This window comes from Diaphorobacter sp. LR2014-1 (assembly GCF_002916785.1).
In the GTDB taxonomy this organism is placed as follows: Bacteria; Pseudomonadota; Gammaproteobacteria; order Burkholderiales; family Burkholderiaceae_C; genus Diaphorobacter; species Diaphorobacter nitroreducens.
The window spans coordinates 66,091-82,665 of sequence record NZ_MTBE01000016.1 but is presented as its reverse complement, the minus strand read 5'-3'; the positions used below and the strand labels follow the sequence as shown (position 1 = coordinate 82,665).

The window sequence follows — 16,575 nt, the reverse complement described above, 5'->3', positions numbered from 1 at the left end:
GAGCTTGTCAGAAATTTTGTGTGTGAGGCATAGCATGTCGACAAGGAGCATGAATGCCACGCAAGACCAAACCCACCGCTTTGGCGGACCAGGCGGCACAGCCGCAATTTCACATCCCGGCCGAGCTGCTTGACCAGTTGGTGACCGGGCCCATGACGCCGGGCCAAGTCCAAGGGCTGTTCGATCAGTTCAAGAAGTCAATTCTTGAGCGGGCGCTGGGCGCCGAGATGAGTCATCACCTAGGCTATGCGCCCGGCCAAGCCAAGCCCACAGGCGGATCAGCCAACCACCGCAACGGCAAGAGCACCAAGACCGTACTGACCGATGTGGGGGCGCTGCGCATCGATGTCCCACGCGATCGCGAAGGCAGCTTCGAGCCGCAGCTCATTGGCAAGCACGAGCGGCGCTTTACGGGTTTCGACGACAAGATCATCGCCATGTACGCACGCGGCATGACGGTGCGCGAGATCCAGGGTTTCCTGGCTGAGATGTACTCGGTGGACGTCTCGCCCGAGCTCATCAGCCGTGTCACCGATGAGGTGATGGGCGAGGTCACGGCCTGGCAGACACGGCCGCTGGAGGCGATGTACCCGGTGGTGTTCTTCGATGCGCTGCGGGTCAAGATTCGCGAGGATGCGGTGGTGCGCTCCAAGGCCGTCTACCTGGCGCTGGGCGTACTGCCTGACGGCTCGCGCGACATCCTGGGAATCTGGATCGAGAACACCGAGGGGGCGAAGTTCTGGATGAAGGTCTTCAACGATCTGAAGACGCGCGGGGTGCAGGACATCCTGATTGCCGTCACCGACGGCCTCAAGGGCATGCCAGAGGCGCTGGGCGCAGTGTTCCCGGCGACGACGCTGCAGACCTGCATCGTGCACCTGATCCGGGGTGGCCTGGACTTTGCGTCATGGAAAGACCGCAAGGCGCTGGCCGCAGCCATCAAACCCATCTACACCGCGGTGAGCGCCGAGGCGGCCGAGGCCGAGTTGGATGCGTTTGCGGCCGGCCCCTGGGGGCAGCGGTTCCCGACCGTGGTCAGCGCCTGGCGCCGGGCCTGGGACAAGGTCATCCCGTTCTTCGCCTTCCCGCCCGAGGTGCGGCGCGTGATCTACACCACCAACGCCATCGAGAGCGTGAACGCACGGCTGCGCAAGATCATCAAAACGCGCGGCCACTTCCCCAGCGACGAGGCGGCCACCAAGCTGATCTGGCTGGCGCTGCGCAACATCACCGCGGACTGGGGGCGGGCGGCCAACCACTGGAAATCAGCGATGAACCAATTTGCGATCCTCTACGAGGACCGATTTACCAGATCGGGCCAGTAAGATCACCAAGCCGCCTCACGATTGAGTGACGGATTCAACAGCCTCACACACAGAAATCCTGACACTCCCAATTCGCCGCGGATTCTACGCCCCTTAAAAATCCTTTTCTTTCGACAAAAAGTATCTATCGCCAATCAATTTCCGCCAATAAGCAGGCAAATCACATCCGCAACCTTCAGCAAAAGAGCACAAAAATCCGGCCCTTTCAACGCAGTTATCTTCAACTGGGCTCATTTGCAACAACCCACCCTCTTCATGCCACCATCTGCATCCTTTATCGCGTCATCTACCGCGAAAAATGATGCATGGTCTATCCCGGAACCGTACATCCAGCGAAGACAATAGGTGTCCTGTTCGCCGCCTCCCGCCCATGAAGACCTCTTCCACCGCTCTTGAACGCCGCAATCTTGGCCTACTGGTCGCCGCCCAGTCATTGGGTGGCGCCTCGCCCCCCATCATCATTTCGCTCGGGGGCTTGGTGGGCCAGATGCTGTCCAGCACGCCTACCGCCAGCACGCTGCCCGTGAGCCTGTACCAGCTGGGCCTGGCACTCTCTACCCTGCCCGCGGCATGGCTCATGCACCGCGCGGGCCGCCGCACGGCCTATCTGCTGGGCGCGGTGCTGGGCGTACTGTCGGGCTTGATCGCGGCCTGGGGCATCAGCCAGTCGGACTTCCTGCTGTTCTGCCTGGGCACGACGCTGGCGGGCTTCTACGGCGCCTGCGTGCAGAGCTACCGCTTCGCCGCGATCGACGCGGTGGGCGATACCACGCGCCACGCCAGCGCCATATCGCGGGTCATGGTGGGCGGGCTGATCGCGGCCTTCATTGGCCCGCAGGTGGTGATCTGGACGCGCGACAGCCTGCCCGCCACGCCGTTCGCCGGCAGTTTCTACAGCCAGGCCGCGCTTGCGCTGCTGGCGTTGCCCCTGCTGCTGGCCCTGCGCCTGCCGCCCGCGCCGCCGCGTGCCGAGTCGCATGGCGCGCGGCCGCTGTCGCAGATCGCGCGCACGCCGCAGTTCATCGTGGCGGCCATCGCGGGCGTGGTGAGCTATGGGCTGATGGCCTTTCTGATGACGGCCGCTCCCATGGCCATGGTGGGCTGCGGGCACAGCGTGGGCGAAGCCGCCCTGGGCATCCAGTGGCATGTGCTCGCCATGTTCGCACCCAGCTTCTTCACCGGCCGTCTGATCGCCCGTTGGGGCAAGCGCGCCGTAACGGGCCTGGGGCTGGTGCTGATTGCCGCGTCGGGCCTGCTGGCGCTGATGGGACTGGCGCTCACCCATTTCTGGGGCGCTCTGGTGCTGCTGGGCGTGGGCTGGAACTTCGGCTTCATCGGCGCCACGGCCCTGCTGGCCGACTGCCACCGCCCGTCCGAGCGTGCCAAGGTGCAGGCGCTGAACGACTTCCTGGTCTTCGGCACCGTGGCCGTGGCGTCCTTCGGCTCGGGCCAGTTGCTGCACAGCGTCGGCTGGGGCGGCATCAACGCCGGCATGCTGCCCATGGTGGCGGTGGTGCTGGCGCTGCTGGGCTGGCAGAGCCTGCGCCAGCGCCGCGGGGCCGCTACCCAAGGCTGATTACTCCTTTTTTTATAGCTGCCAGCGCTTTATCAGTAAGCGCTACAGCACAAAAACGCCTTGACGCTACGCCCCGTGCGCTACAACGGCAGCCAGCGCCGCCACGCTGCCACGCGCCTGGGCGGCGGCACGTCGCGCGCACCCCGGCTGCGCAGCAGTGCGGCCAGCTCACCGCGGCCATGGCGCAGCGCAGCCTGCAGCGGCGTGAGCCCGTCGAACTCCGACAGCAGGTGCGGATCCGCCCCGTGCTCCAGCAGGTAGCGCGCCACCGCATCGTGGCCCTGCACCAGGCTGGCGACGAGCGGCGTGCACAGCACCTCGGGGTGCTGGTAGTTGGGATCCACGCCCGCGCTGATGTGATAGCGCACCCGGGCCAGATCCCCCGTGGAGGCGGCGGCGTACAGGTCTTTCCAGTCTCCGGCGGACATGGGCGCTCCTTTCATCGGGTTCTCATACGGCACTGCCGCGCAATATAGACGCCGCAGTACGCGTGGCACACCGGGGGCCCCCCATGGCAACCGCCCGCCATCGCGATGGACTGGTCCATACTCCCGGCGAGCGGTCCCAGCCCGGCGCCGCCTTCTTCAGGAGCGTGCGTGCAATCGGCGAGTGAGCAGTGGTTTGACGAGGCGTACTACCAGCGCTACTACTTCGACAAGAAAACCAGCGTGGTGGACCCCGGCCATGCGCAGCGGCTGGGCAGCTTCGTCTGCAGCTATCTGCACTACCTGCGCGTGCCCGTGGCACGCGTGCTGGACGTGGGCTGCGGCATCGGCCTGTGGCGGGACATGGTGCAGCACCACCTGCCCGGCGCGCTCTACCAGGGCGTGGAGTACAGCCCCTACCTGTGCGAGCGTTTCGGGTGGGAGCGCGGCTCGGTGGTGGACTACACGGCGCGCGAGCCTTTCGACTTCGTCATCTGCCAGGGCGTGCTGCCTTACCTGGGCACGCAGGACCTGGCGCGGGCGCTGGACAACCTGGGGCGCCTGTGCCGCGGCGCGCTGTACCTGGAGGCCGTCACGCGCGAGGACTACGAGCGCGACATCATCGACGAAGACCTGACCGACCCGCGCCTGTACCGCCACCGCGCGTCGCTGTACCGCCGCGGCCTTGCGCGGCACTTCATCGACATGGGCGGCGGCCTGTGGCTCAGCCGCCAGGCGCAGGTGCCGCTGTTCGCCCTGGAGGCCCCGGGACAGTAGCGCTCATTGATTGATAGCTGCCCGCGCTTGACCGGTGGGCGTCAGACGCAAAAAAGGCCGTGAATCCTCACGGCCTTTTTTGTCACCTATTGCATGCGGTTAGTCCGCCGTAGCGCCCGATGCCTTGACCGCAGCGCCCCACTTCTGAATATCGGCGGCGATCAGCTTGGCAAAGTCGGCCGTGCTCAGGCCATAGGCCTCGGCGCCCAGGTCGGAGATCTTCTGCTTCACGTTCTCCTGGGCCAGGATCTCACGCACGTATTTGTTCATGCGCTCGGCCAGGTCCTGGGGCAGGCCCTTGGAGCCGATCATGCCGTACCAGGGCTCGGCCTCGAAGCCGGGAAAGCCCTGCTCCGCCAGCGGCTTCACGCCCGGGAACTTGGGCGAGGCGGTCTTGCTGGTGATGGCCAGCGCCTTGATCTTGCCGGCCTCGATCTGCGGCTTGAGCGGCACGGGGTTGTCGATGGCGTACTGCACTTCGTTGGACATCACGGCCAGCACCAGCGGCGCGGAGCCCTTGTAGGGCACGTGCATGGTCTTGGCCTTGGCCTGCATGTGGAACATCTCCACGATCATGTGCTGGGGCGAGCCCGCGCCGGCCGAGCCGAAGTTGATCTTGTCGGCCTTGATGAGCTTGAGCAGCTCGTCCACCGAGTTGATGCCCGAGTTGGCGCCCGTCACCAGCAGGAACGGCGCCTTGGCCAGCGGCGTGATGGGCGTGAGGTCCTTCACCGGGTCGTAGGGCACGTTCTTGTACAGCGTGGGCGAAATCACCACCGGGCTGCTGGAGCCCACCAGGAAGGTGCCGCCGTCGGGCTTGGCGCGGCTCACGTAGGCGGTGGCGATGTTGCCGTTGGCACCGGCCTTGCTTTCCACGATCACGCTGGCAGTGATGCGCTTTTCCAGCTCGTTGGCGATGATGCGTGCCAGCATGTCGCTGGTGCCGCCGGGTGCGTAGGGCTGCACCAGCGTGATGGTCTTGACCGGCCAGGCATCCTTGGCCAGCGCCATCGTGGGTGCGCCTGCGGCCAGGGCCAGGACTGCGCCAGCGGCAAGAACGGTTCTGCGGAACATAAGCTCTCCTTCATTGAAGGCCCTTGTGGGGCCGGTGTACGAGGCCCGCGAAGGGCCGCTTGCAGAAAAGAAAAAGCGTCCGCTGGGGCGAACGCATCATCAGGGTTAACCCTTTGATGGTAACCGGAAAGACAATTTCACCGTCTCCGCCATGGGCCCCGCGTGCCCGCGGTCACGCCACGGTGGCTTGCAGCGGAACTTCGCACCCGCCCGAAAGTCATCACCCTGAATTGGTAGCGACATTTGGTAACCCGCCCCCTGTGGACGGCCCCTAGAATCCGACGGCCGGGCGCAGATCCGGCGCGGCACGCAGCGCGTGCCCACGACCGCAGGACCGCTTTCACGGCCTGCCTTACCGACACAGGAGCGAAGGGTGCCGCGCCGTCCCCAGGGACGGCTGGCAGTGTCGACCACTCCCAGCCAGCGCAATGCGGCCAGGCACGGCCTGGGCAGCGCATTGGACTGGCGACAAGCCCATTCCGGGTCGGGATGTGATTGGTGATGAACACGGCGGGCGCCAGGCCTGCCCAGCAATGGAGGTGCCGCGTTTTGGCAGACAAAATGGACAACCCCCGGGTGAACCCCCTCAGCCATGACGGCCGCGCGCCGAGCCTGGCCTACAACAGCGCACTGGACGGACTGCGCGGCGTGGCGATCCTGCTGGTGATCCTGTCGCACGCCCATGCGCCGCTGTTCGACGGCGCGTTCTACGGGGTGGACCTGTTCTTCGTGCTCAGCGGTTTCCTGATCACCTCGTTGCTGCTGCAGGAACTGCAAAGCAACGGCCGGCTGGACTACTGGCGTTTTTACCGCCGCCGCTTCTTCCGCCTGATGCCGGCGCTGGCGCTGTTCCTGGGGGCGTACTGCGTGTTCGCGCCGCTGCTGTGGCCGGACCTCACGGACGTGTATTCCGACGCGCTGGTGTCCCTGTTGTACCTGGCCGACTACGGCATCGCCTTCTTTGACAGCCCCGACACGCTGCTGCACATGTGGTCGCTGTCGGTGGAAGAGCACTTCTATCTGGTCTGGCCACCGCTCCTGGTGGTGTTGGCGCGTTTTACGCCGCGCGGCGCGCTGTGGCGCCCGGTGCTGGGACTGCTGGTGCTGGCGTGGGCCTGGCGCGTGCTGTGGGTGGCGCAGGGCCAGCAGTTCTACGAGATTTTCTTCCGCTTCGACACCCGCGCCACGGGCCTACTGGCCGGCAGCCTGCTGGCCACGCTGCTGCACGAGCAACCCGCCTGGTTCCAGGCGCTGCGCCAGCGGCTGCACCATTTCATGTGGGTAGTGCTGGCCGTGCCGCTGCTGATGGCCCAGTCCTGGGACGACATGAACGCCATGCTCTGGGGCATGACAGTGGTGGAATGCGCCGCCCTGGTGGTACTGCTGGCGGTGCAACAACACCGCGGCGCGCTGCACCAGATGCTGAGTGCACCGGCCCTGATGCTGGTGGGCAAGCTGTCGTACGGCATCTACCTGTGGCACTACCCCGTGGTGCGCTACCTGCGCGCCGACCTGCCGTGGCCGGCCGTGGTGGTGCTGGGCTTCCTGATCTCGGCGGCGCTGGCGGCGCTGTCGTACTACACCGTGGAACGCTGGGCCATGCGCTGGCGCGATGCCCGCCCGGCCCAGCGCAAGCCGGCCCCCGTGCGGACGGCGCGGCCGGCTGCCGCACGTGGTTCGCTGGCGCTGTCGGCGCGCGGCGGACGCTGATGGCCGGGTTGGCAGCTATTATTTAAATAGCTGCCCACGCTTTCCCCGCGGTGGATTTCAGAAGAAAACCCTTCGGAAATCATAACAATCAAGCGCTGGCAGCTATTATTTGAGGAGCATTCCTCCTCCCTCCCCGCGCTGCCCGCGGCACGGCGCGCAGCCCGCTACACTGCGGCCTGCGCTTGCTGGCGCCCCTGCCCTGGTACAGGCGCATGGGAAGCCGCGAGCGCTTTTCGTCTCCGCCCCTCTTTTCACCGCTCCACCGCCAACCCTTTGACGCACCGCCCATGTCCACGGTCTTCAACTTCACCTTCGTTCCCTGGTTCCGGTCCGTGGCGCCGTACATCCACAAGTTCCGGCACCAGACCTTCGTGGTGGGCCTGACGGGTGAGGCCATCGCCGCGGGCAAGCTGCAGAGCATCGTGCAGGACCTGGCGATGATCCAGGCCATGGGCGTGAAGATCGTGTTGGTGCATGGCTTTCGCCCGCAGGTCAACGAACAGCTGCACGCCAAGGGGCACGCCCCGCGCTACTCGCACGGCATGCGCGTGACCGATTCCGTGGCGCTGGACTGCGCCCAGGAGGCCGCGGGCCAGCTGCGCTATGAGATCGAGGCCGCCTTCAGCCAGGGCCTGCCCAACACGCCCATGGCAGGCTCGCGCGTGCGCGTGATCTCGGGCAACTTCCTGACGGCACGACCCGTGGGCATCGTCGATGGCGTAGATTTCCAGCACTCCGGCCTGGTGCGCAAGGTGGACGTCGAGGGCATTCGCCGCACGCTGGAGTCCGATGCCATGGTGCTCATCTCGCCCTTCGGCTTCTCGCCCACGGGCGAGGCTTTCAACCTGGCCATGGAGGAAGTCGCCACACGCGTGGCCACCGAGCTCAAGGCAGACAAGCTGCTGTTCCTGACCGAAGTGCCGGGCATCCGCATCCAGCCGCTGGAACCCGAAGCCGAGGACAACCCCATCGACACCGAACTGCCCCTGGCCGCAGCGCGCCAGCTGCTGGCCCAGTTGCCGCCCGCGCAGCAGCCGACCGATGTGGGTTTTTACCTGCAGCATTGCGTGAGGGCCTGCGAGCACGGCGTGGAGCGCAGCCATATCCTGCCGTTCGCGGTGGACGGCGCGCTGCTGCTGGAGATCTACGTGCACGACGGCATCGGCACCATGGTCATCGACGAAAAGCTGGAAGAGCTGCGCGAAGCCACCATCGACGATGTGGGCGGCATCATCCAGCTCATCGAGCCGTTCGAGCGCGACGGCACGCTGGTCAAGCGCGACCGCACCGAGATCGAGCGCGACATCGCCGCCTACACCGTGATCGAGCACGACGGCGTGATCTTCGGCTGCGCCGCGCTCTACCCCTACCCGGAGGCCGGCACGGCCGAGATGGCCGCCGTCACCGTGTCCCCGCAAAGCCAGGGCACCGGCGACGGCGAGAAGCTGCTCAAGCGCATCGAGCAGCGCGCGCGCATGCTGGGCCTGTCCAGCATCTTTGTGCTGACCACGCGCACCATGCACTGGTTCATCAAGCGGGGCTTTTCGCCCGTGGACCCCGACTGGCTGCCCGACGCACGCAAGCGCAAGTACAACTGGGACCGCAAGAGCCAGGTGCTGGTCAAGAAGCTCTGAGCCAAGCTGTGGCGAGCCGCCCTACCTGCGCGATGGCCACGTCGCGCTGCGCGGGCGCGACCGGGCACTCGGTCAGGTAGCAGGCCACCACGGCCGGCGCGCCCTGCCCCGGCGCGGGCCGCACCACGCCCACGTCGTTGGCTGTGGCCTCGGCGGTGCCGGTCTTTTCCCCGACCCGCCAGCCGGGCGGCATGCCGGCGCGCAAGCGCTTGTCGCCCGTAACGTTGCCCAGCAGCCAAGCCTGCAGTTGCGCGCGCGATGGCGGCGCCAGCGCCTCGCCCATTACCAGCATTTGCACGGTGCACAGCATGGTCAGCGGCGTGGTCGTGTCGCGCACTTCGCCGGGCGGCACGTCGTTCAGCGCGGGTTCTGTGCGGTCCAGGCGCGTGTGGGTGTCGCCCAGCCCCCGAAGCCACGCCGTCAGGCCCGCAGGCCCGCCCTGCCGGCGCAGCAGCAGGTTGGCCGCGGTGTTGTCGCTCAGCACCATGGTGGCTTCGCACAGCTCGGCCACCGTCATGCCCTCCCGGTCTGCATGCGGCTCGGTCCGCGGCGAGTATTCCACCAGGTCGCCTCGGCCGAAACCCACGCGCGCGTCCAGGCTCTTGCGCTCCGCGTCCGGCAGTACTGGCTATTCCGTCTCAAGTCGCGCCCGCCCACAGCGGCGCTGCAGGCGTTCCGCGCCTGGCTGCTGCGCGAGACAACACCGGGCGGCTGACGCGGCCCCGCCGCACACAGGGCCTATGGCGCGGCTAAAAACAATGCCATGGACGTTGGACGGGGCCGTCGATTCCGGCTGGCTGCCTGATGCCACACCGTGCCGGAGCTCGCATTCAGGGAGAACTCAAGCGCTGAAGCTCAAGTTTTGTATTCGACGAGGATCTCACGGTAATGCGTGGTGCCGGCATTCTTGGCGCTGTGCTTGGCAGGGATCTTGACGCCCTTGCAAATCTCAGACATCACCTCGATAAACCCGTCCTCCACCTTCAGTGAATAGACCGCCCCGGTAGGGACCTCCAGAGTCCCCAGGTCGTTTCCATGCTCATCGAACACCTGCAGATCCGTCCCCTGGATGGAATACCACACGTATGAATGCTCATGCGTATGGATCGGTGTCTGCTCACCTGGCTTCAACTCGAAGTTCCACACGATCACCTTGTCGTTTTCGAAAAGTTTCTCACTACCAACACCGGCCATGTTTGTCTCCTTGGATTGGGGTTGAAAAGCTTGACGCGCTAAATAAGCTGCGGCCAGAAGGTGTGTCTATTAGCATTCACCAATCTGACTATACAAGTGTAGACAGTTACCCAAAAACAGACAACGTGATGAAGTTCTGGTTTTCACGGATGCATAGAAAAGTCACGCGGGTTCCTGGTACCGCTGTTGTTCGTCTTAGGCCCCTCGGCTCGCACAGCCATAGTGTCCCGACTACCTGGCCATGGATGCGGGCAACGGCTTCGCCCAGCCAGCCTGGCAGGCGGCCTACCTGGCGCTGATGGCCAAGGCACGCGCCAACGGCATCGCACTGCTGGCCGTCCGCAATCCGCGCCACTTCGCCGCCCTGTGGCCCGACGTGGAGCCCCTGGCGCGCGACGGCTTGGTGGCGCGCTGGCTCTGGTCAACAGCATGGCCTGCGTGGTGCCCAGCGGCGGCACCCGGGCGCTGTTCGGTACCAACCCCACTGCCTTTGCCGCGCCGCGCGCCGGGCACGACCCGCTGGTGTTCGACCTGGCGACCAGCGCCATCGCCCCTGGCGAAGTCAGATCGCTGCGCGCCATGCCATCGCCGAGCGCTGCGAAACCCTGGCGCGCCCTGGGCGGAGCGGGCCAGACCCGCCAGCCGGGTGAGCGCCGCTACCGCCAGCGCGAACGCTTGCTACAGGAGGGCGTGGCGCTGCCGGTCGGCACCTGGGCCGAACCGCAGCGTTTGGCAGGTCGGCGGCTTGAAGGGAAACGCCTACAGCGCTTTCCCATCAATCGCTGACAGCTATTTTTTGGTAGCGCGATCAGGCAGCCGGCCAGGCCTGCAGCGCGGCGCGCACCGCCGCCGCCGTGGCGGATGACACCTCGCACATCGGCAGGCGCAGCCCGCCGCCGCACAGGTCGCGCAGCTGCGCCGCGTACTTGGCCGGGCCGGGGCTGCTTTCCATGAACAGGGCGCGCGTCAGCGGCAGCAGGCGCGCGAACAGCGCACGCGCCTCGTGCAGGCGGTCGGCTTCCATGTGGGCGCACAGCGCGGCCACCTCGGCCGGCAGGACGTTGGCCAGCACAGAGATCACGCCCTGCCCGCCCAGCGCCAGGTAGGGCAGGCTGGTGAAGTCGTCGCCGCTGTACTGCGCAAAGCCCGGCGGCACGGCCTGGGCGACGTCGGCCGCGCGGGCCAGGTCGCCCGTCGCATCCTTGAGGCCCACGATGCGCGGGTGCCGCGCCAGTGCGGCCACGGTGTCCACCTGCAGGTCGATGACGGTGCGGCCGGGCACGTTGTAGAGCACCAGCGGCAGCGCGGCGGCGTCGGCCTGCGCGGTGAAGTGCGCCAACAGCCCCTGCTGTGTGGGCTTGTTGTAGTAGGGCACGACGCTGAGCAGCGAATCCGCGCCGCATTCCTCGGCGAAGCGCGCCAGCGCCACCGCCTCGGCCGTGGAATTGGCGCCCACGCCGGCCATGATGTGCGTGCGGCCCGCGGCATGCTGCACGGCGGCGGCCAGCAGCTCGCGGTGCTCGGTGTGCGACAGCGTGGAGCATTCGCCCGTGGTGCCGGCGATGACGATGCCCGCCGTGCCGGCGGCGACATGCCAGTCGATCAGGCGGCGCAGCGCCGGCAGGTCGATGCGCAGGTCTTCGGTGAAGGGCGTGAGCAGCGCCACCAGGCTGCCGCGAGGCAGCATCAGGTGCGCGCTGGCGGCGGGCGATGTGGGCATGGGCAATCCAGGAGAACTATGAAAACAGGAGCTGCCCGCGCTTGCCATGCAATGGTTTCACATTGGAAACAATCCAAAGCTACTGCAATACAAGCGCGGGCAGCTATTGATTTTGATGATTACGCGGCGCGGATGCGCACCACCTGAGGCTCTTGCAGGCGCCGCAGCAGCAGCTCCAGCTCGGCCTCGTAGGCGGTGCGCGCGGCCTCCTTCACGTGGCCGTAGCCGCGCACCTTCATGGGCGCCTGGGCGATCTGCACGGCCAGTTCGTGCTGGTCGGGCCGCGCCTCCTGCAGCAGGCGCTGCACCAGGGCTTCGAAGTCATCGACCATGGCGCGCTCGTGGCGGCGCTCCTCGGTGTAGCCGAAGGGGTCAAGCGCCGTGCCGCGCAGAAATTTCAGGCGCGCCAGCACGCCGAAGGCGGGCAGCATCCACGCGCCGAACTCGCGCTTCTTGTCGCCCAGCAGCGGCGGCGCCAGGTTGAAGGCCAGGCGCGGTGCGCCCTCGAACTGGGCGGCAATCTGTTCGCGGAAGGCGGGCGCGGAGTACAGACGCGCCACCTCGTACTCGTCCTTGTAGGCCATGAGCTTGAAAAAGCTCTGCGACACAGCGCTCGCCAGCTGCTCCTGGCCGGGCCAGACACGCGCTTCGTGCGTGCGCACGGCATCCACCAGCGCCTTGAAGCGCGCGGCGTAGGCGGCGTTCTGGTAGCCGGTGAGGAAGTCGACGCGCCGCTGCACGGCCTCGCCCAGGGTGGCCGCCTGCTGGCGCGGCGCCGCGCCGGCGCTGGTCGCCACGGCCTGCGGGTCGACCGCGTGGCGACGGCCCCAGCGGAAGGCGGCGATGTTCATCTTCACGGCTGCGCCATTGAGCTCGATGGCGCGCTCGATGGCCTGCGCGCTGACCGGCACCATGCCGCGCTGGTAGGCGGCGCCCAGCATGAACAGGTTGGTGGCGATGGCGTCGCCGCACAGGGCCAGCGCCAAGCGGCCGGCGTCCACCTGCTCCACATTGCCCTCGCCCAGGGCGCGCACGATGGTCTTGACCAGCGGGTTGCCGGGGAACTGCAGGTCCGGGTTCTGCGTGAAGGCGCCGGGCATGACCTCCTGCGTGTTGACGATGGCGCGGGTGGCGCCCTTGCGCGTCATGGTCAGGGTGTTGCTGGCCGCGGCCACCACCAGGTCGCAGCCGATCAGCGCATCGGCCCCGCCGGGGGCCACGCGCACGGCGGCAATCGCCTGCGGCGTGGCGCCGAAGCGCATGTGCGTCCACACCGAGCCGCCCTTTTGCGCCAGGCCCGCCATGTCCAGCACGCCCACGCCCTTGCCCTCCAGGTGCGCGGCCATGCCCAGCAGCGCGCCGATGGTGACCACGCCGGTGCCGCCCACGCCGGTGATGATGAGGCTGTACACGCCCTGCGCCAGGTCGGGCAGCTGGGGATCGGGCAGCGGCGCGTCCAGCACCTCCTTGCCCGCGGCCACGCCCTTCTTCAGTTGGCCGCCGCGCACGGTGACGAAGCTGGGGCAAAAGCCCTTGAGGCAGGAGAAATCCTTGTTGCAAGCCGACTGGTCGATGGCGCGCTTGCGGCCGAACTCCGTCTCCACCGGCACCACGGCCACGCAGTTGGACTTGGCGCCGCAGTCGCCGCAGCCCTCGCACACGGCCTCGTTGATGACCAGGCGCATGTCCGGATCGGGGAACTCGCCGCGCTTGCGCCGGCGGCGCTTCTCGGCGGCGCAGGTCTGGTCGTAGACCAGCACGCTGGTACCGGCCACCTCGCGCAGCTGGCGCTGCACCTCGTCCAGCTCGTCGCGGTGGTGGATGGTGACGCCCGGCGCCCAGCCGGTCACGCCGTCGTATTTACCGGGCTCGTCCGTCACCACGGCGATGCGCGCCACGCCTTCCGCATGCACCTGCTGGGTGATGCGCACGGGGTCCAGCGGGCCGTCGTGGCGCTGGCCGCCGGTCATGGCCACGGCGTCGTTGTAGAGCACCTTGAAGGTGATGTTGGTCTTGGCCGCCACTGCCGCGCGAATGGCCAGCATGCCGGAGTGGAAGTAGGTGCCGTCGCCCATGTTCTGGAACATGTGCGCGCGCTTGGAAAACGGCGCCTCGCCCACCCAGGCCATGCCCTCGGCACCCATCTGGGTGTAGCCCAGCGTGCCGCGGTCCATGCTCTGCGCCATCCACGAGCAGCCGATGCCTGCGTAGCCGCGGCTGCCCTCAGGGATGCGCGTGGAGGTGTTGTGCGGGCAGCCCGCGCAGAAGTAGAAGCTGCGCGCCATGACGTCCACCGCGCCCAGCACGGGCTTGCGCCGCGCCAGGGCGTGGGTCACGTCCAGCAGCGCCGGGTCGATCTCGGCCAGGCGGTGGCCCAGCACCTGGGCGATCATGGCGGCGTCCAGCGCCATCTCCACGCGCAGCAGCTTGGCGCCGCGCTCGTCCTTCTTGCCGATGACCTGCGGGGCGCCCTCCTGGCCGTAGAGGATGTCCTTGAGCTGCGCTTCCAGCAGCGAGCGCTTTTCCTCGATGACGATGACCTTGTCCAGGCCCAGGGCGAACTCGGCAATGCCCTCGGCCTCCAGCGGCCAGACCAGGCCGACCTTGTAGACCGCCAGGCCCAGCGCCTGCGCGCGCGCCTCGTCGATGCCTAGATCCGCCAGCGCCTGGCGCACGTCGAGCCAGCTCTTGCCCGAGGTGACGATGCCGATGCGCGCGCCCTCGCGCCGCCCGAACGCCACGCGGTCGATGCGGTTGGCCTGCGCGAAGGCCTGCACCGCCGCCAGCTTGTGGTTGACCAGACGGAATTCCTGCGCGTGCGGGGTGTCGGGCAGGCGGATGTTCAGGCCATCCGCCGGCGCGTCCGGCAGCTCGGGCAGCGTGAAGGCCGGGCCGGCCTCGTTGACCTCGACCGAGCCCGATGCATCGGCCGTGTCCTTGATGCACTTCATGCCCACCCAGCAGCCCGAATAGCGCGACAGCGCCCAGCCGTACAGGCCGTACTCGATCAGCTCCGACACGCCGGCGGGCGAGAGGATGGGCATCTGCGCGTCCATCAGCGCGAACTCGCTCTGGTGGCAGGTGGTGGATGATTCGCAGGTGTGGTCGTCGCCCATCAGCACCAGCACGCCGCCGTTCCTGGAGCTGCCCGCCAGGTTGCCGTGGCGGAAGGCGTCGCCCGAGCGGTCCACGCCCGGCCCCTTGCCGTACCAGATGGAGAACACGCCGTCGAAGCGCCCTTCCCCGCCAATCTCGGCCATCTGGCTGCCCCAGACGGCCGTGGCGGCCAGGTCCTCGTTCACGCCGGGCACGAAGACCACGTCGTGCGCCTGCAGGTGCTTGCGCGCCTTGACCAGTTGGTCGTCGAAGGTGCCCAGGGGCGAGCCCCGGTAGCCGGTGATATAGCCGGCGGTGTTGAGGCCTGCCGCGCGGTCGCGGCGCTTTTGCATCATGGGCAGGCGCACCAGGGCCTGCACGCCGGTCAGGTAGACCGTGCCCTGCGTGGCGGTGTACTTGTCTTCCAGGCCCACGGCCCGCAGGCTACTGCCGACGCTCAGATCGCTCATCCCGAATATCTCCTTGCCTGTAATAGGTTGGCCAGCCCGGCCCGCGCGGCTTCAAGGTCACTGCCCCGCCCCGGAACCAGTCTTTACATAAAGTGTAGACACTTATGAAGACATAAGTCAATAAAATAGCGTCTCCTATGTGGAACACGTTCTGCCGCCGGCAATGCAAGGCCTAGAATGAGTTTCACCCAACCTTTTTTTATGTCCCGGCGCAGCGCTTGCGGCGGGCCTACTGCTTCATTAGCACCCATGGCCGTCAAGAAGAAAACCAGCAAAGAAGGCGCGCATGTGCCCCAGACACGCGACGCCAGCAGCGTAGAGCGGCTGTACCTGGAGCTGCGCGAGCGCGCCATGAACTACGACTTCCGCCCCGGCGCGCGCATCAACGAGCAGGCGCTGGGCCGCGAGTTCGACATCAGCCGCCCGCCGCTGCGCGAGGCGCTGAACCGCCTGGTGGCCGAGGGCTTCCTCGACTTCGTGATGAACAAGGGGTTCTTTCGCAAGGCCATCAGCGTGGAGGAGCTGTACAACCTCTACCAAGTGCGCATCGCGCTGGAGCGCCGCGCCCTCTTCCTGGCCGTGCACAACGCCACCGACGCCGAGATTGACAGCCTGCGCAGCTATTGGGAGGGCGTGATGGCCGAGGCCTCGGGCATGTCCATCGGTGACCTGCTGCTGGCCGACGAGGAGTTCCACCGCCGCCTCACGGCCCTGTCGCACAACCGCGAGCTGAGCCAGTTCCTCGAGCAGGTCACCCGCCGCATCCACGTGGCCCGCCACATCGACCTGGAGCAGTCGGACTGGAACACGCGCGCCTTCAACGCCCACGCGCAGCTGCTGGACCTGCTGCAGGCCCGCAAGCTGGAGCCGGCACTCGCCGCACTCAGCGACCACATCGACCTGAGCCTCAAGCGCGCCGTGCAGATCACCAAGGAAATGGTGGCCAAGTTCTTCCTGCACGATCAGGCCTGGACCTCCCGCCCCGCGGCGGCCGCACCTGAGCTATCAGCAGACCTTCCCACCCATAAAGAGAAAAAGGCCCCTCCGCGTAAAGCGGCCCCCAGAACCGCGAAAGGCACGACGCCTTGAACGGCGGCGCTGCCACCCGGTACTGCTGGGCATAATCGCGGCCATGAACTGGCCACGCCTCCCGCTCACACTGCGCACCTGGGTGCTGGGCTGGTTCCTGGCGTCGCTGGGCGTGGCCGTCGCCTCACCGCTGGTGCATCCCCAGTCACTGCAGCTGGTGTGCACGGCTTCGGGCGCCGTCATGCTCATGGTCCAGGCAGAGGACGGCAGCGTTGACGCGATGGGCGCTTCGGGCATGGACTGCCCGCTGTGCGCTCCCGCAGGCGCGCCCCCTGCGCCCGACCGGGTGGTGGTCAATCCCCCGCAACCCCTGGCCCATGCGCTGCAGCCCGTCGAAGCCGCGCGCATCGCCGCAGCCACTGCAGCGCCGTTGCCAGCGCGCGGCCCTCCCACGACTCTCTGATCCACTGAACCGCAGAGGAGAGGTGCCTCCAGCCCCGACCCCTGCAGTCCTTGTCACGCCCTTCTGCAGGGCGTGGTGTCGC

13 protein-coding genes and 2 pseudogenes are annotated in these 16,575 nt (G+C 67.2%); 9 read left to right on the top strand and 6 right to left on the bottom strand.

Annotated features, from left to right (window positions below; genetic code table 11):
• The first annotated feature begins 53 nt into the window (after window positions 1-53).
• Together BV908_RS12615 and BV908_RS12610 are read left to right on the top strand one after the other, a co-directional pair.
• The gene (locus tag BV908_RS12615) at window positions 54-1,325 is read left to right on the top strand and encodes an IS256 family transposase (protein WP_047350851.1); all 1,272 of its coding nucleotides are present in this window, start codon (window positions 54-56) and stop codon (window positions 1,323-1,325) included.
• A gap of 370 nt (window positions 1,326-1,695) precedes the next feature.
• Complete coding sequence (locus BV908_RS12610) at window positions 1,696-2,901, top strand: MFS transporter (RefSeq protein WP_103738336.1); 1,206 nt, start codon at window positions 1,696-1,698, stop codon at window positions 2,899-2,901.
• Window positions 2,902-2,981: 80 nt separating this feature from the next.
• On the opposite strand, the gene BV908_RS12605 is transcribed toward BV908_RS12610, so the two are convergent.
• Entirely contained in the window at window positions 2,982-3,329 is a 348-nt protein-coding gene (locus tag BV908_RS12605; RefSeq protein ID WP_103738341.1) for an ankyrin repeat domain-containing protein, read from the bottom strand.
• 168 nt (window positions 3,330-3,497) lie between these two features.
• On the opposite strand from BV908_RS12605, the gene BV908_RS12600 reads away from it, so the two are divergent.
• Window positions 3,498-4,103 (top strand): class I SAM-dependent methyltransferase, encoded by a 606-nt coding sequence (locus tag BV908_RS12600; protein WP_041836007.1) that lies wholly within the window; start codon window positions 3,498-3,500, stop codon window positions 4,101-4,103.
• A gap of 99 nt (window positions 4,104-4,202) precedes the next feature.
• Here the strand turns inward: BV908_RS12600 and BV908_RS12595 are convergent, their stop codons facing one another.
• Window positions 4,203-5,177 carry a tripartite tricarboxylate transporter substrate binding protein gene (locus BV908_RS12595; RefSeq protein ID WP_103738335.1) on the bottom strand — a complete coding sequence of 325 codons (975 nt, stop codon included), beginning with the start codon at window positions 5,175-5,177 and terminating at the stop codon, window positions 4,203-4,205.
• Window positions 5,178-5,738: 561 nt separating this feature from the next.
• On the opposite strand from BV908_RS12595, the gene BV908_RS12590 reads away from it, so the two are divergent.
• Together BV908_RS12590 and argA are read left to right on the top strand one after the other, a co-directional pair.
• Window positions 5,739-6,887 (top strand): acyltransferase, encoded by a 1,149-nt coding sequence (locus BV908_RS12590; protein ID WP_103738334.1) that lies wholly within the window; start codon window positions 5,739-5,741, stop codon window positions 6,885-6,887.
• A 287-nt stretch (window positions 6,888-7,174) separates the two neighbouring features.
• Complete coding sequence (argA, locus tag BV908_RS12585) at window positions 7,175-8,521, top strand: amino-acid N-acetyltransferase (protein ID WP_103738333.1); 1,347 nt, start codon at window positions 7,175-7,177, stop codon at window positions 8,519-8,521.
• On the opposite strand, the pseudogene bla reads toward argA, so the two are convergent.
• Together bla and BV908_RS12570 are read right to left on the bottom strand one after the other, a co-directional pair.
• Window positions 8,508-9,128 (bottom strand): annotated as a pseudogene (gene bla / locus BV908_RS12580) (class A beta-lactamase); the annotation flags it as partial. The gene argA and the pseudogene bla overlap by 14 nt on opposite strands.
• A gap of 248 nt (window positions 9,129-9,376) precedes the next feature.
• On the bottom strand, window positions 9,377-9,715 hold the full coding sequence (locus BV908_RS12570; RefSeq protein WP_103738332.1) for a hypothetical protein: 339 nt from the start codon (window positions 9,713-9,715) through the stop codon (window positions 9,377-9,379).
• 241 nt (window positions 9,716-9,956) lie between these two features.
• On the opposite strand from BV908_RS12570, the pseudogene BV908_RS22770 reads away from it, so the two are divergent.
• Both BV908_RS22770 and BV908_RS12565 read left to right on the top strand, forming a co-directional pair.
• Window positions 9,957-10,103 (top strand): annotated as a pseudogene (locus tag BV908_RS22770) (Ldh family oxidoreductase); the annotation flags it as partial.
• Between the two features lie 41 nt (window positions 10,104-10,144).
• Window positions 10,145-10,501: an Ldh family oxidoreductase gene (locus tag BV908_RS12565; protein ID WP_246867505.1), complete on the top strand. Its 357-nt coding sequence runs from the start codon at window positions 10,145-10,147 to the stop codon at window positions 10,499-10,501.
• A gap of 22 nt (window positions 10,502-10,523) precedes the next feature.
• Here BV908_RS12565 and dapA read toward each other — a convergent pair whose 3' ends face one another.
• Both dapA and BV908_RS12555 read right to left on the bottom strand, forming a co-directional pair.
• Window positions 10,524-11,435, bottom strand: a complete 912-nt coding sequence (gene dapA / locus BV908_RS12560) for a 4-hydroxy-tetrahydrodipicolinate synthase (RefSeq protein WP_103738331.1) — start codon at window positions 11,433-11,435, stop codon at window positions 10,524-10,526.
• 119 nt (window positions 11,436-11,554) lie between these two features.
• Window positions 11,555-15,001 (bottom strand): indolepyruvate ferredoxin oxidoreductase family protein, encoded by a 3,447-nt coding sequence (locus tag BV908_RS12555; protein ID WP_103738330.1) that lies wholly within the window; start codon window positions 14,999-15,001, stop codon window positions 11,555-11,557.
• Between the two features lie 249 nt (window positions 15,002-15,250).
• Between BV908_RS12555 and BV908_RS12550 the strand changes: the two genes are divergently transcribed.
• Window positions 15,251-16,090, top strand: a complete 840-nt coding sequence (locus BV908_RS12550; protein ID WP_246867504.1) for a GntR family transcriptional regulator — start codon at window positions 15,251-15,253, stop codon at window positions 16,088-16,090.
• 43 nt (window positions 16,091-16,133) lie between these two features.
• Window positions 16,134-16,493: a DUF2946 family protein gene (locus tag BV908_RS12545; protein WP_103738329.1), complete on the top strand. Its 360-nt coding sequence runs from the start codon at window positions 16,134-16,136 to the stop codon at window positions 16,491-16,493.
• The last annotated feature ends 82 nt before the right edge of the window (window positions 16,494-16,575 follow it).

Coding starts and splice junctions, on each gene's coding strand:
- BV908_RS12615 (WP_047350851.1), top strand. CDS start 54: ATGCCACGCAAGACCAAACCCACCGCTTTGGCGGACCAGGCGGCACAG.
- BV908_RS12610 (WP_103738336.1), top strand. CDS start 1,696: ATGAAGACCTCTTCCACCGCTCTTGAACGCCGCAATCTTGGCCTACTG.
- BV908_RS12605 (WP_103738341.1), bottom strand. CDS start 3,329: ATGTCCGCCGGAGACTGGAAAGACCTGTACGCCGCCGCCTCCACGGGG.
- BV908_RS12595 (WP_103738335.1), bottom strand. CDS start 5,177: ATGTTCCGCAGAACCGTTCTTGCCGCTGGCGCAGTCCTGGCCCTGGCC.
- BV908_RS12590 (WP_103738334.1), top strand. CDS start 5,739: ATGGACAACCCCCGGGTGAACCCCCTCAGCCATGACGGCCGCGCGCCG.
- argA (WP_103738333.1), top strand. CDS start 7,175: ATGTCCACGGTCTTCAACTTCACCTTCGTTCCCTGGTTCCGGTCCGTG.
- BV908_RS12570 (WP_103738332.1), bottom strand. CDS start 9,715: ATGGCCGGTGTTGGTAGTGAGAAACTTTTCGAAAACGACAAGGTGATC.
- BV908_RS12565 (WP_246867505.1), top strand. CDS start 10,145: ATGGCCTGCGTGGTGCCCAGCGGCGGCACCCGGGCGCTGTTCGGTACC.
- dapA (WP_103738331.1), bottom strand. CDS start 11,435: ATGCCCACATCGCCCGCCGCCAGCGCGCACCTGATGCTGCCTCGCGGC.
- BV908_RS12555 (WP_103738330.1), bottom strand. CDS start 15,001: ATGAGCGATCTGAGCGTCGGCAGTAGCCTGCGGGCCGTGGGCCTGGAA.
- BV908_RS12550 (WP_246867504.1), top strand. CDS start 15,251: ATGGCCGTCAAGAAGAAAACCAGCAAAGAAGGCGCGCATGTGCCCCAG.
- BV908_RS12545 (WP_103738329.1), top strand. CDS start 16,134: ATGAACTGGCCACGCCTCCCGCTCACACTGCGCACCTGGGTGCTGGGC.